11 protein-coding genes are annotated in these 13341 nt (G+C 59.9%); 6 read left to right on the forward strand and 5 right to left on the reverse strand.

Annotation, left to right across the window (positions count from 1 at the left end; translation table 11 throughout):
* Positions 1–10 precede the first annotated feature (10 nt).
* Positions 11–1597, reverse strand: coding sequence for a glycogen synthase GlgA (gene glgA / locus PFAS1_RS25790; protein ID WP_076031048.1), 1587 nt, complete (start codon positions 1595–1597; stop codon positions 11–13).
* A gap of 562 nt (positions 1598–2159) precedes the next feature.
* Between glgA and PFAS1_RS25795 the strand changes: the two genes are divergently transcribed.
* Both PFAS1_RS25795 and nudC read left to right on the forward strand, forming a co-directional pair.
* Positions 2160–2972, forward strand: coding sequence for a crotonase/enoyl-CoA hydratase family protein (locus PFAS1_RS25795; RefSeq protein WP_076031049.1), 813 nt, complete (start codon positions 2160–2162; stop codon positions 2970–2972).
* Positions 2973–2978: 6 nt separating this feature from the next.
* Positions 2979–3809: an NAD(+) diphosphatase gene (nudC, locus tag PFAS1_RS25800; protein ID WP_076031050.1), complete on the forward strand. Its 831-nt coding sequence runs from the start codon at positions 2979–2981 to the stop codon at positions 3807–3809.
* Here the strand turns inward: nudC and PFAS1_RS25805 are convergent.
* Both PFAS1_RS25805 and PFAS1_RS25810 read right to left on the reverse strand, forming a co-directional pair.
* The gene (locus PFAS1_RS25805) at positions 3777–4556 is read right to left on the reverse strand and encodes a TSUP family transporter (protein WP_008152714.1); all 780 of its coding nucleotides are present in this window, start codon (positions 4554–4556) and stop codon (positions 3777–3779) included. The two genes, nudC and PFAS1_RS25805, sit on opposite strands and share 33 nt — an antisense overlap.
* A 191-nt stretch (positions 4557–4747) precedes the next feature.
* Positions 4748–5986, reverse strand: a complete 1239-nt coding sequence (locus PFAS1_RS25810) for an acyl-CoA dehydrogenase family protein (RefSeq protein WP_076031051.1) — start codon at positions 5984–5986, stop codon at positions 4748–4750.
* A gap of 348 nt (positions 5987–6334) precedes the next feature.
* Here PFAS1_RS25810 and sfnG point away from each other — a divergent pair, with 348 nt between their 5' ends.
* On the forward strand, positions 6335–7429 hold the full coding sequence (gene sfnG, locus PFAS1_RS25815) for a dimethylsulfone monooxygenase SfnG (protein WP_076031052.1): 1095 nt from the start codon (positions 6335–6337) through the stop codon (positions 7427–7429).
* 116 nt (positions 7430–7545) lie between these two features.
* Here the strand turns inward: sfnG and PFAS1_RS25820 are convergent, their stop codons facing one another.
* Entirely contained in the window at positions 7546–8022 is a 477-nt protein-coding gene (locus tag PFAS1_RS25820; protein ID WP_076031053.1) for a nuclear transport factor 2 family protein, read from the reverse strand.
* A gap of 56 nt (positions 8023–8078) precedes the next feature.
* Positions 8079–8642 (reverse strand): TetR/AcrR family transcriptional regulator, encoded by a 564-nt coding sequence (locus tag PFAS1_RS25825; protein WP_076031054.1) that lies wholly within the window; start codon positions 8640–8642, stop codon positions 8079–8081.
* Between the two features lie 238 nt (positions 8643–8880).
* On the opposite strand from PFAS1_RS25825, the gene pssA reads away from it, so the two are divergent.
* The 3 genes from pssA to PFAS1_RS25840 all read left to right on the forward strand — a co-directional run bounded on the left by pssA (position 8881) and on the right by PFAS1_RS25840 (position 13326).
* A complete protein-coding gene (pssA, locus tag PFAS1_RS25830; RefSeq protein WP_076031055.1) occupies positions 8881–10224 on the forward strand; it encodes a CDP-diacylglycerol--serine O-phosphatidyltransferase in 1344 nt (447 codons plus the stop codon).
* Positions 10225–10279: 55 nt separating this feature from the next.
* Positions 10280–11296 carry an AraC family transcriptional regulator gene (locus PFAS1_RS25835; RefSeq protein WP_076031056.1) on the forward strand — a complete coding sequence of 339 codons (1017 nt, stop codon included), beginning with the start codon at positions 10280–10282 and terminating at the stop codon, positions 11294–11296.
* 365 nt (positions 11297–11661) lie between these two features.
* The gene (locus PFAS1_RS25840) at positions 11662–13326 is read left to right on the forward strand and encodes an AMP-binding protein (protein ID WP_076031057.1); all 1665 of its coding nucleotides are present in this window, start codon (positions 11662–11664) and stop codon (positions 13324–13326) included.
* The last annotated feature ends 15 nt before the right edge of the window (positions 13327–13341 follow it).

Here is a 13341-nt window from a genome sequence, read left to right on the forward strand (position 1 = left end):
TGAAAACCTCTTAATGTTTGCCCGATTTGCCCAGCGCTTTGGTCACCAGTTTTTCGTAGAGTTCGGCGTACGGTTCGACCGCCTTGCACCAGTTGAAAGGCGCGGCCATGGCTCGGCAGCGCATGGCATTGAGCAGGTCGGGGAAGGCAAAAACCTTGAAGGCCCGGCTCAGCGCTTCCTCATAACTTTCAGGAGTGGATTCGTCGAACAGGAAACCGGTCACGCCGTTTTCAATGGTGTCGGCCAATCCCCCGGTGTTGCGTGCCACCGGCAACGAACCGAAGCGCTGGGCGTACATCTGGCTCAGCCCGCAAGGCTCGTAACGCGAAGGCATCAGCAGGAAATCACTGCCGGCGAACATGCGCCGGGCGTCGGTCTCGTTGAAACCGATGCGCACGCCGATCTGGCCCGGAAAACGCAGGGCCAGTTCACGCATGGCTTGTTCTTCTTCCGGCTCGCCACGACCGATGATCGCGATCTGCCCGCCAGATTTGACGATGTACTCGGAGACGGCTTCGGTCAGGTCCAGGCCTTTCTGATAGACCAGTCGCGAAACCACAGCGAACAGCGGACCTTTGGAATCTTCCAGGCCGAACAGCTCACGCACGTGGGCGGCGTTGACCGCTTTGCCTTCCCAGTCGCCAATTTTGAAGGGGCAGAACAAATGGGGGTCGGTGGCCGCGTCCCAGCTTTCATCGATGCCATTGGGAATGCCACTGAGCAGGCCTTGCTGGGTCTTGGCGGCAAGGAAACCGTCGAGACCGCAGCCGAAGGCCGGGGTGGTGATTTCCTGGGCATAGGTGGCGCTGACGGTGGTGATGTGGCTCGAATAAGCCATGCCGGCCTTGAGAAACGACATCTTGCCGTAGAACTCCATGCCTTCCTGTTGCAAGGCATGCATGGGAATACCCAGTTCCGGGCACGACCCAAGACTGGTCACGCCCTGGTAGGCGAGGTTATGAATGGTGAACAGCGTCGGGGTGCGCTGTCCACGCCAGTGCATGTAAGCGGGGGCCAGACCGGCGGGCCAGTCATGGGCGTGCACCAGGTCCGGGCACCAGTGAATTTGTGCAAGGTTGGCGGCGATATCGGCGGCAGCCAGGCCCAGGCGGGCGAAACGAATGTGGTTGTCCGGCCAGTCGCGGCCGTTGTTGGCACCGTAAGGCGAACCCTCGCGCTCATAGAGCTCGGGGCAGATCAACACGTAAATGACCAGACCGTCGGGCATGTCCATGCGCCCGATCTTGCAAGGAGGCAACGCGGCGTGACCACCGAGTTCGCCAATGATATGAATCGGGTTTTCGCTGTTCAGCACTTGCGGATAACCGGGGATCAACACTCGCACATCATGCAAATGAGCCATGGCTCGCGGCAGCGCTGCTGAAACGTCGCCCAGGCCCCCGGTTTTTACCAGATCGGCGATCTCCGATGTGACGAACAGCACTTTCTTCCTGTTGGGATTCCGACTGGCCACCGGTGCCAGCGTCTTGGTGCCGGGGACGCTGATCGATTGGTGACTGGGGGCGCTCACGGCGCTCGTTTCGCCGACCTGCTGATGAGCACGTTCTCCCTGAATATCTAAAGCCGCACTGATCATATGAATCTCCCGTGTTGTTGATCTAATTCTTAGGTCTGGCACAAACGGTGTTTCGTGGCCAATTCCTGTGGCCGGGCGCAAACGCGCTACGCATCGGTGAGCAAGCGCTGCCAATACGATGAAGCAGAATGGCTGTAGAGATCGTTGCAAGGATTGCACCAGTCGCAACGCACCTCCTTTTAAGCTGACCCGTCACGACCGGCAAAAGTTTCGACTTTTTTTCCGCTTTGTGACCGACCGGTTTTGCCTGGCGGAACTGAGTCTAGGCCAGAACTTAGAGCGGGGGACGCCGGATGGCAAAATTGTTCGACAATCGGTTTAAAGAGGTACGGACGTACCGCTTGGAGGCAGAAACGCACCGACGAAGGGCATGTTTTTTTGCGGGTTTGCCACAAAAAATAGTTGGAATGTCACATGAGTGTGCGAACGCGGCAATGTTCATGCACTGTTGTGGTGCGTAGCTGGCAAGTCCTGTCTTTGGCCGAACCGCTGCCTTACCGCCGGCCATGTTGCCTTGTTATAGTCCGGGCCTCATTTTCTGCCCGGTAAAAGGATCACTGCCATGTCTCAGTACACTGCGTTCACCGTCGAACTGGCCGATAAAATCGCCCATGTGCAGATCAACCGGCCAGAAAAGATCAATGCGATGAATGCTGCGTTCTGGAGCGAGATCATCGAGATTTTCCAATGGGTCGACGACACCGACGAAGTCCGCGTGGTGGTGCTCAGTGGTGCGGGCAAGCATTTTTCCTCCGGTATCGACCTGATGATGCTGGCCGGCGTGGTCAATGAACTGGGCAAGGATGTGGGGCGCAACGCACGCCTGCTGCGTCGCAAGATCCTCGCCCTGCAAGCGTCTTTCAATGCCGTCGACAATTGCCGCAAGCCGGTACTGGCCGCGGTTCAGGGTTACTGCCTGGGCGGCGCCATTGATTTGATTTCGGCGTGCGACATGCGTTACGCCGCTGAAGACGCACAATTCTCGATCAAGGAAATCGACATCGGCATGGCGGCCGATGTTGGCACTTTGCAACGCTTGCCGCGGATCATCGGTGACGGCATGCTGCGTGAACTGGCTTACACTGGTCGCACGTTCGGCGCCGAAGAAGCGCGTGGCATGGGCCTGGTCAATCGCGTTTACAATGACACCGCCAGCCTGCTCGACGGTGTCATGGGCATCGCCCGGGAGATCGCCAGCAAGTCGCCGATTGCGATCACCGGCACCAAAGAGATGATCAGCTACATGCGCGACCATCGCATCGACGACGGCCTCGAATACGTCGCCACCTGGAACGCCGCCATGCTGCAATCCAACGATCTGCGCGTGGCCATGGCCGCCCATATGAGCAAACAGAAACCCGAATTTCTGGATTGATTGAAAATGATTTCACGCTGGACCACTGCAGTACTGGACACCGATCAGCCCGGCGGCTGGGCGGTGGCGCGCAGCCCCGAAGGCTTTCTGTTCGATGACAATGGCGCGCTGTTCCCCCGTGAATGGCTCAAGCGCCAGGACCTGTCGATCCTCGCCGAACATGGCATCGGTCATCTGGACGGCGAACCGGTCTATTTACTGGAGCTGCGCAGTCACAGCGACGTACCGGGCTGCAATTGGAAAGGCCTGCGGGCGTTCATGCTTGAAGGCGACCATACGCTCTACAAAGTGCTCGGATATGCCGCGCAAATCGGCACCTGGGCCCGCGAACACCGCTTTTGCGGTAACTGCGGACAGGCGATGACCCAGGTGATCCGGGAACGGGCGATGTATTGCGAGCCGTGTGATTTACGCAGCTATCCGCGCATTTCGCCGAGCATGATCGTACTGGTGACCCGGGGCGATGAAGTCCTGCTGGCGCGTTCGCCGCGTTTTGTCGCCGGGGTCTACAGTACGTTGGCAGGCTTTGCCGAACCGGGCGAATCGGCCGAAGACTGCCTGATTCGCGAAGTCCGCGAAGAAGTGCAGATCGACGTCAAGAACATCCAGTACATGGGCAGCCAGTGCTGGCCGTTCCCGCATTCGATGATGCTGGGTTTCCATGCCGAATACGCCGGCGGCGAGATCGTGTGTCAGGAAGACGAGATCGAAGACGCCCAGTGGTTCAACGTGCACGAGCTGCCGCCGTTGCCGGCGTCACGCTCGATTGCCCGTTACCTGATCGACGTTTATGTAGCGCGGCGCTTAGGCCACGCTGAACCAGTGTTGCCAGGCTAACCGCACGGTCAGGCCCAGTACCACGGTGATGAATACCGGGCGGATGAACTTCGCACCGCCGCTGATGGCGGTGCGAGCCCCGAAGAACGCCCCGACCATCACCGACAGGCCCATGCTCAGGCCGATGATCCAGTCCACTTGCCCGGAAAACACGAACACCGACAGTGCCGCAATGTTGCTGACGAAGTTCATGCTGCGCGCCACGCCGCTGGCTTTCACCAAATCGATGGGGTACATCAGCATCGTGCTGACGGTCCAGAACGCACCCGTGCCGGGACCGGCCACACCGTCGTAGAAGCCCAGGCCGAAGCCTTGGGTCGATTGCCACTTTTTCTTGATCGGTGCGTCGCTGTCCAGCGGCGCTTTCGGCGTGCCGCCAAACAACAGATAGACGCCGCAGGCGAACACAATTACCGGGAGCATCTTGTTCAGCCATTCCGCCGGCAGGTAGTGAGCGACCACGGCACCGGTCAGCGCGCCCACCAGCGTGCCGACAATCGCGTGCATCCACTGCCTTGGATGGAACAGCTTGCGTCGGTAGAAGGTGAAGCTGGCGGTGGCCGAGCCGAACGTCGAACTGAGTTTGTTGGTGCCCAGCACCAGATGCGGGGGCAGGCCTGCGGTCAGCAGTGCTGGAGTGGTCAACAGACCGCCGCCGCCGGCAATGGCGTCGATGAAACCGGCAATGAAAGCGACGAGGGCCAGAATGGCCAGGGTGGTGAGGTCAACACTGAGTTCGAAAGGCATGGAATCGGCTTATTCGGCGGGGTGCAGGACTAGGCTGCGGGGAAGGGCCGATATCTTACGCATATCCACCCTTTGCGGCGACCCGTCCGGCCCCTTCGCGAGCAAGCCCGCTCCCACATTTGGTTTTGTGTACGGCATCAATCCAATGTGGGAGCGGGCTTGCTCGCGAAGGCGTCCTCCCAGGCGCTACATCAGTCGGCCTTTGGCCCATTGCCGATCTGCCACACAAACGGCGGTTCGGTCCCGTTGATCGCCCAGTCCCCGACAATCCGTGCCTTGTAGATCACCGGATTGTGCGACGACACCGTCCGCGCATTGCGCCAATGCCGGTCCAGCGATTTACCCACCCGAGTATCCGAAGCCCCCAGCGCATTGAACAGCGCAGTGGTCGCTCGCTGGATCAACTCCGACACCACCACCTGCGCCTTGGCCGATTCGATTTCCGCCGCGACATTAGCTTCTTTTTCCGCGGCCTCATCACCCGAGAAACGCGCCAGATAAGCCCGCTGCGCCGGTTGTGCAGCCTTCAAGGCGCTCGCTTCGGCCGCATACACCAATGCCGCGATTTCGCCGACCACTTGCTGCACCTGCGAATCCTGGCTGACATGCTGCGCATTGCCATGGCTGTAGATGCGTTTGCGTTCACGCACCTGATGAGCCACATCGCGCAACGCCGCACGACCGATCCCGGCCAGGGTTGCCAGCAGCACCAACTGATAAAACGCGGTCTGGTATTTGAAGCGAGTGGCGAAGTCGATGATGTTCTCGGCCTCTACATCGGCATCGATAAACCGTGAAGTACCACTGCCGGTGGTGCGCTGGCCGAAGCCGTCCCAGTCGTCGCTCAGCACGATGCCCGGCTGGCGGGTCCGGACTGCGGCAATCACATCGCCGCCGGTGTCGCTGCGTTGCGCGTACACGTCGATCCAGTCGGAAAACAGGCTTCCGGTGCTGTAGAACTTCTCGCCGTTGAGCCGCCATTGGTCACCGTGGGGCGAGACTTTGGTGATGACGTCGCCAATCGCCACGTTGCCGGTTTCGGTCCAGGCGTTGCCGGCGATGTCGCCGTCGACGAAGCGCTTGAACCACAGATTCCGCGCCGACCCGGGTGGCGAGTTCAAGCGATCCTCAGCGAATGCGAAATGTCCGCGCAAGGCCTGAGGGATGTTGGAGTCGGCTTCGGCCAGTTCGATCAGCAACTCAAACAGTTGTGGCAGGGAGGCACCGCCACCGCCGTATTCAATCGGCACCCGCACCGCGCCGAAACCGGCGTCCTTGAGCCACTGAATCGGTTCGTACGGAAGACTGCGGGACTGTTCGCGCTCAACGGCACCGGTGGCGATGCGCTGGAAGATCGGCCGGAATCTTTCGGCAAGCGCTTCATAGTCGGTGCCAATGGACAGCGGATTGATTACCTGGTGTTCGGTCATGGGACAGCTCCTTGGGGCGGCAGTAGAAAGTGTTGCGTTTGCCAGGGGCAATTGCAGGGTCCATGCCGAAACTCGCGAGCCAGGATTTGCTGGAGAAACTGAATGTCGGTACGCAGTGAATTGTTGCTGTAACAACAGTGCATCAGCAATTTGCCCCAGCCACACCACACTTTGTGGCGAGGGGGTTTACCCCCGTTGGACTGCGCAGCAGTCCTGTTTTTTGGGGCCGCTTCGCAGCCCAACGGGGGTAAACCCCCTCGCCACAGTTCTCGCTCACCCCGCGATTTGTGCGCTGGCACGGTTGCTGCTCTCACCCCAGGACATCCCTAACGTCCCGAGGACATGCCAATGAGTCAGCAAGCCGTCAAATTTGCCTACTGGGTGCCGAACGTCAGCGGCGGGCTGGTGGTCAGCAAGATCGAGCAACGCACCCACTGGGGCATCGACTACAACCGCAAACTGGCGCAACTGGCCGAAGAGGCAGGGTTTGAATACGCCCTGACGCAGATCCGCTTTACCGCCGGTTACGGCGCCGAGTACCAGCACGAATCCGTCGCCTTCAGCCACGCGTTGCTGGCCGCCACCACGCGACTTAAGGTGATCGCCGCGATCCTGCCCGGCCCTTGGCAACCGGCGCTGGCGGCCAAGCAGTTGGCAACCATCGACCAGCTGACTAACGGCCGGGTGGCGGTGAACATTGTCAGTGGCTGGTTCAAGGGTGAATTCCAGGCGATTGGCGAACACTGGCTGGAACACGACGAGCGTTATCGCCGCTCCGAAGAATTCATCCGCTCGCTGAAAGGCATCTGGAGCCAGGATAACTTTAGCTTTCGTGGCGACTTCTACCGCTTCGACAACTACAGCCTCAAACCCAAACCGCTGGGTCAGCCGGAAATCTTTCAGGGTGGCAGTTCCCGCGCGGCTCGGGACATGGCGGCGCGGGTTTCGGACTGGTACTTCACTAACGGCAACACCCCGCAAGGCATCAAGGCCCAGGTCGATGACATCCGCGCCAAGGCGGCGGCGAACAATCATTCGGTGAAAGTCGGCGTGAACGCGTTTGTCATTGCCCGCGACACCGAAGAAGAAGCGCGAGCGGTGCTGGCGCAAATCATCGATCAGGCGGACCCCGAGGCGGTGAATGCGTTCGGCGATGCGGCGAAGCAGGCGGGCAGGGCGTCACCTGAGGGTGAGGGCAACTGGGCCAAGTCGACGTTCGACGATCTGGTGCAGTACAACGACGGCTTCAAGACCAACCTGATCGGCACGCCGCAGCAGATTGCCGAGCGGATCGTCGCGTTGAAAGCGGTGGGCGTGGACCTGGTATTGGCGGGGTTTCTGCACTTCCAGGAAGAAGTGGAGTATTTCGGCAAGCGGGTGTTGCCGTTGGTGCGTGAGCTGGAAGCTAATGCAGCGGCCAGGCAGCAGGCCGCGGTCGCCTGAACACCCCAAAACCCTGTGGGAGCGGGCTTGCTCGCGAAAGCGGTGTATCAGGCAACAATGATGTCGACTGACACTCCGCCTTCGCGAGCAAGCCCGCTCCCACATTGGATCAGTGTTTACAGGCCCAGGTCGGACAAGCTTGGGTGATCGTCAGGCCGGCGGCCCAGCGGCCAGTGGAACTTGCGGTCGCTTTCCTTGATCGGCATGTCGTTGATGCAGGCAAACCGATTGGCCATCAAACCGTTTTCGTCGAACTCCCAGTTTTCGTTGCCATAGGAGCGGAACCAGTTGCCCGAGTCGTCGTGCCATTCGTAGGCATAACGCACGGCGATGCGGTTGCCGGTAAAGGCCCAAAGTTCTTTGATCAGGCGGTAATCCAGTTCCTTGGCCCATTTGCGCGTCAGGAAACCTTTGGCTTCTTCGCGGTTGTAGGCGAACTCGGCGCGGTTACGCCATTGGGTGTCGAGGGTGTAGGCCAGCGATACCCGTTCCGGGTCGCGGGAGTTCCAGCCATCTTCGGCCAGGCGTACTTTTTCGATGGCCGACTCACGGGTGAACGGCGGCAATGGCGGACGAACTTCGGCATTAGACATTAATAGTCTCCCTATCAAAGTAAAGTTCTAGCAAGTTGTCGGGCTTGGTTTGAGTGTTACAGGTCCAATAACTTTCGCGCCATGCATTGCGCATTATCGGCGGCACTGTGATCACCCATGACAAGCGCCACGGTAATGGCACCGTCGATCAGGATCAGCAGCTGTTTGGCCAGCGTCTCCGGGTCTGTGGCGCCATGTTCGGTGCAGAGCTCGCGCACGTAGTCGAGCAGCTTCTGTTTATGCTCTTTGGCAACCAGGCGAACCGGGTCTTGCGGGTCGCCGGTTTCGCCACTGGTATTAATGAATGCACAGCCACGGAAACCTTCGGAGGCGAACCAGGCCTTGAGTACGGTAAACAGGTTGAGCAGGCGGTCGGCCGGCGTTTCGGCTTGGCCGACTTCACTTCGGTACCAGTGCATCCAGCGCACATCACGGCGTTGCAGCGCCGCGACGGTGAGCTCCTCCTTGTTGGCGAAGTAGCGGTAAATACTCTTTCTGGAAACGCCGGCGGTTTTCACCAGAAGATCCATGCCGGTGGCAGCGATGCCACTTTTGTAGATCAACTTTTCGGTGACATCCAGAATGATGTCGCGTGTGTCGTTGCTGGTTATTTCGTTCATGTTGCGAACAGTAGAACGATCGTTCTCCTTGGTCAAGCAATTGTTTTTGACTGTTCGTTCCCATGCGCCGCAAAGGAATGCCGCCATGGACGCTCTGCGTCCGCCGTTGATGTGACGCAGAGCGTCACGGGATGCATTCCCACGCAGAGCGTGGGAACGATCAATGTGGTGGGAAGACCCGAGCCGATCCATGGTGTAAGCTCTCGGGTTCTTCGGATTCGACCTTTTTGCGAGCCCTATGCCGTCGCTTTTCAAACGCTCTCTGCTGCCTAAACTGCGCAGTTTTCCGCTGACCGCCGATGCCGTCACCTTCCTTTCCGGCGCTGCCGAGTTTCGTCGGTGCCTGCTGGAAAAGATCGCCAGCGCCACCCGGCGCATCTATATCGTCGCGCTCTATCTGCAACAGGATGAAGCCGGCCAGGAAATTCTCGATGCCTTGCACGCGGCCAAACTGGCGCGTCCGGAACTGGACGTGGTGGTGGTGGTTGACTGGCTGCGCGCCCAGCGCGGCTTGATCGGCGCCGGCAAGCAGCCGGGCAACTCGGCCTGGTATCAGGAAACCACCCGCACTCATGCCAGTGAAGTGCCGGTGTATGGCGTTCCGGTGCAGACCCGAGAGCTGTTCGGCGTCCTGCATTTGAAGGGCTTCGTGATTGACGATTGCGTGATCTACAGCGGCGCGAGCCTGAACAACGTTTATCTGCACAAATTCGACAAATACCGCTACGACCGTTATCACCTGCTGCAGAACAGCGCCCTGGCCGATTCGATGCAGCACCTGATCCAGCACGGTCTGATCGCCTCCAAAGCGGTGCATCGTCTGGATTTGCCAAACCTGCCGACCACCCGCAGCCTGCGCAACGACATCGGCGACCTGCGCAGCCGCCTCAAGCATGCGGCGTACGACACCACGACTGGCACCACGGAAAAGGGCGGTTTGTCGGTCAGCCCATTGCTCGGTGTCGGCAAGAACAACCCGTTGAGCCGAGTGATTTGCGAGTTGATCGCCAGCGCTCAGCATCAACTGACCATCTGCACGCCGTACTTCAACCTGCCGCTGGCCGTGACCCGGGAAATCAACCGGGCACTGGCGCGCGGCGTGAAGATCGACATCATTGTCGGCGACAAGACAGCCAACGACTTCTACATCCCGCCGAGCGAGCCGTTCAAGGTGATTTCGGCGCTGCCATACCTTTACGAAATCAGCCTGCGGCGCTTCGCCAAACGTCATCATCGCAGCGTCGACAGTGGCCAGTTGAACCTGCATCTGTGGCGTGACGGCGACAACACCTATCACCTCAAGGGCATGTGGATCGACCAGCGCTACACCTTGCTGACCGGCAACAACCTCAACCCGCGGGCGTTCCGGCTCGACCTGGAAAACGCCTTGCTGATCGATGATCCGAAAGGCGAGTTGCTGGAGCCGCGTCGTAAAGAGCTGGCGGAGATTTTCGAGAACACCCGTCGCATCGAGCGTTACCAGGAACTGGAAACGCTGTTGGAATACCCGCCAGGGGTGGCCAAGTTTCTCAAGCGCGTGAGTCGGGTGCGGATCGAGCGGTTGTTGTACCGGATTCTGTAGCACGGCGGGCAAATAGGCCCACCACTTCAAACAAGAACAGGGCTTAGCTCGGTCAATGTCGGAAAAAGACACCATCTCCATTCAACTGGTGCGTGAAGCACTGTTGCAAAGTTGCGCCCCCGGGGCGACCACCGATGAGGTGTTGACCAAGGTCGGTATCGATCCGGCACTGCTCGACAGCAGCGATGCACGCGTGCCGGCCACCGCTTATGCGCGTCTGTGGCGTTTACTGGCCCGACGTGGGGACGATGAGTTTTTTGGCATGGACCCGCGCAAACTCAAATCCGGCAGTCTGGAGTTTCTCTGTCGCTGCTCCATGGTCCAGCCGAGTCTGGCCGCCGGCCTGACCTCGGGTTTGAGCTTTTTGTCGTTGATGCTCGAGCACCTGCCCGCGCAACTGGTTCGTCAGCAAAGCCTGGCGGAAATCGTCCTGCTCGAAGACGACCAGGACCCGCGCCGCGCCTTCACGTATTTCACCTACTGGATGATCGTTCACGGCGTCGCCTGCTGGCTGGCGGGGCGGCGGATTCCGATCCTGGCCATCGAGTTGCGCTGCCCGCAGCCTGACTTCTGCGATGACTATCAGGTGATGTTCTCCGAGAACCTGCGTTTCGAACGGCCGCGCACGCGGATGATTTTTTCCGCCGAGTGCCTGGACTTGCCGATCAAGCGCAGCCCGGAAGAACTCAAGCGTTTCCTGGCCCATGCGCCGGCCAATATTCTGGTCAAGTACCGCGACCCGGAGAGCCTGGCCAGCCGGATCAAGCACGATTTGCGACAACTACCCGCCGAACACTGGCCGGAAACCGAACCCCTGGCACAACAGCTGTGCATGTCGGCTTCCACCTTGCGTCGACGCCTGGCCGAAGAGGGCCAGACTTACCAGGGGCTCAAGGACAGCGTGCGCAAGGAGTTGGCGATTGTCTGGCTGGCAGAACCGACCATCAGCTTTGCCGAGATCGCCACGCGGCTGGGCTTTGCCGATACCAGCTCGTTCTACAAGGCGTTTCGCAAGTGGTCGGGGTCAAATCCCGGACATTACCGCAGCCTGATCCTCAACGAATCGAGCTAGACACCGATCATTCCCACGCTCTGCGTGGGAATGCAGCCCGGGACGCTCTGCGTCCCATCCAAAGCCGAACGCGGAGCGTCCGTGGAGGCATTCCCACGCAGAGCGTGGGAACGATCATTGAAGCCTGTGGTGTCTGGTCTGACGCTATCGCGAGCAGGCTCGCTCCCACATTTGGAATGCGTTCCCCTGTAGGAGCAAGGCTTGCCCGCGATGGCGTCCGCCCAGGCGACGCACCTCTCGGATCTTGGCCAAACCAGTCACGCAACTTGATAGCTTTGACCATTGTCCCGCGCCCCGCACAGAGCGAGTATTTCCTTGTTAATCGAGGTTCCCCAGCCTAATAAAAAAACAAAGGGATTCTGGCAATGCGCGATTACTTGTCTGCTACATCACAGTTCAATTATCAGCACACCGTCGACGCTACACTCGCAGGCGATTTGACTGCCCTCAATGCCTGCGTCGAGTGTTGCGACCGGCATGCCTTGCCGGGGCGCATCGCGCTGTTCTGGGAAGGCCGCGATGGCGCCAGCGCGACCTACACTTTCAGCGACTTGCAGGACAAAGCCGCGCGTTTCGCCAATTTCCTGCTGGCCCAGGGCGTGAAAAAAGGCGACAAGGTGGCCGGTCTCCTGCCACGTAACATCGAACTGTTGATCACCGTATTCGCCACCTGGCGCATCGGCGCGGTCTACCAGCCGCTGTTCACGGCATTCGGCCCGAAAGCCATCGAACATCGCCTCAGCACCTCGGGCGCCAAAGTGGTGGTCACCGACGCGGGCAATCGCTCCAAACTCTCTGAAGTCGCCGACTGCCCGACCATCGTCACCGTGGCCGGTCCCAAAGGCCAAGGCATCGTCCGCGGCGATTACAGCTTCTGGGCCGAACTGGCCAATTATTCTGCAGAGTGCGAACCGGTCCTGCTAACGGGTGAAGACCCGTTCCTGCTGATGTTCACCTCGGGCACCACCGGTCCGTCGAAAGCGCTGTCCGTTCCGCTCAAGGCCATCGTCGCCTTCCAGAGCTACACCCGTGACGCTGTGGACCTGCGCCCTGAAGACGCCTTCTGGAACGTCGCCGATCCGGGTTGGGCCTACGGCATCTATTTCGGGGTCACCGGGCCGATGGCCATGGGGCATCCGATCACCTTTTACGATGGCCCGTTCTCCCTCGAAAGCACCTGCCGGGTGATCAACAAATACGGGATCACCAACCTCACCGGCTCGCCGACGGCCTATCGCCTGTTGATCGCCGGTGGCGACGAGTTCGCCCGCTCGATCAAGGGCAAGCTGCGCATCGTCAGCAGCGCCGGCGAGCCACTGAACCCGGAAGTGATTCGCTGGTTCGCCGACAACCTCGGCGTGGTCATCCACGACCACTATGGCCAGACCGAACTGGGTATGGTGCTGTGCAATCACCATGGCCTGGAGCACCCGATCCACATGGGCGCCGCCGGTTTCGCCTCGCCAGGCCACCGCATCGTGGTGCTGGATGACGAGTACAAGGAACTCGGCGTTGGTCAGCCAGGCATTCTGGCCATCGATCGCACCCAGTCGCCGATGTGCTGGTTCGCCGGTTACGAAGGCGCACCGACCAAGGCCTTCGTCGGCAACTATTACCTCAGCGGCGACACCGTCGAGTGGAACCCGGATGGCAGCATCAGCTTCGTCGGTCGCAGCGACGACGTGATCACCACCTCCGGGTATCGCGTCGGTCCGTTCGACGTGGAAAGCGCGTTGATCGAACACCCGGCCGTGGTTGAAGCGGCGGTGGTCGGCAAGCCCGATCCGGAACGCACCGAACTGGTCAAGGCGTTTGTCGTGCTCAGTCCGCAATACCGCGCGGCGCCGGAACTGGCCGAAGAATTGCGCCAACACGTGCGCAAACGACTGGCCGCGCACTCGTACCCGCGCGAAATCGAATTTGTCAGCGAATTGCCGAAAACCCCAAGCGGCAAATTGCAGCGCTTTATCTTGCGCAACCAGGAAATCGCCAAGGCTCAAGAGACCGCCGCGAAGAACGTTTCAGCTTGAATCCAAGGAAACAAT

It is taken from the genome of Pseudomonas frederiksbergensis (assembly GCF_001952935.1).
Classification (GTDB): Bacteria; Pseudomonadota; Gammaproteobacteria; order Pseudomonadales; family Pseudomonadaceae; genus Aquipseudomonas; species Aquipseudomonas frederiksbergensis.

Bases quoted from the DNA above. Each gene is read 5' to 3' on its own strand.
- PFAS1_RS25810 (WP_076031051.1), bottom strand. From the start codon at position 5,986: ATGACCGAACACCAGGTAATCAATCCGCTGTCCATTGGCACCGACTAT.
- PFAS1_RS25805 (WP_008152714.1), bottom strand. From the start codon at position 4,556: ATGCCTTTCGAACTCAGTGTTGACCTCACCACCCTGGCCATTCTGGCC.
- sfnG (WP_076031052.1), top strand. From the start codon at position 6,335: ATGAGTCAGCAAGCCGTCAAATTTGCCTACTGGGTGCCGAACGTCAGC.
- PFAS1_RS25835 (WP_076031056.1), top strand. From the start codon at position 10,280: ATGTCGGAAAAAGACACCATCTCCATTCAACTGGTGCGTGAAGCACTG.
- PFAS1_RS25825 (WP_076031054.1), bottom strand. From the start codon at position 8,642: ATGAACGAAATAACCAGCAACGACACACGCGACATCATTCTGGATGTC.
- pssA (WP_076031055.1), top strand. From the start codon at position 8,881: ATGCCGTCGCTTTTCAAACGCTCTCTGCTGCCTAAACTGCGCAGTTTT.
- nudC (WP_076031050.1), top strand. From the start codon at position 2,979: ATGATTTCACGCTGGACCACTGCAGTACTGGACACCGATCAGCCCGGC.
- PFAS1_RS25795 (WP_076031049.1), top strand. From the start codon at position 2,160: ATGTCTCAGTACACTGCGTTCACCGTCGAACTGGCCGATAAAATCGCC.
- glgA (WP_076031048.1), bottom strand. From the start codon at position 1,597: ATGATCAGTGCGGCTTTAGATATTCAGGGAGAACGTGCTCATCAGCAG.
- PFAS1_RS25820 (WP_076031053.1), bottom strand. From the start codon at position 8,022: ATGTCTAATGCCGAAGTTCGTCCGCCATTGCCGCCGTTCACCCGTGAG.
- PFAS1_RS25840 (WP_076031057.1), top strand. From the start codon at position 11,662: ATGCGCGATTACTTGTCTGCTACATCACAGTTCAATTATCAGCACACC.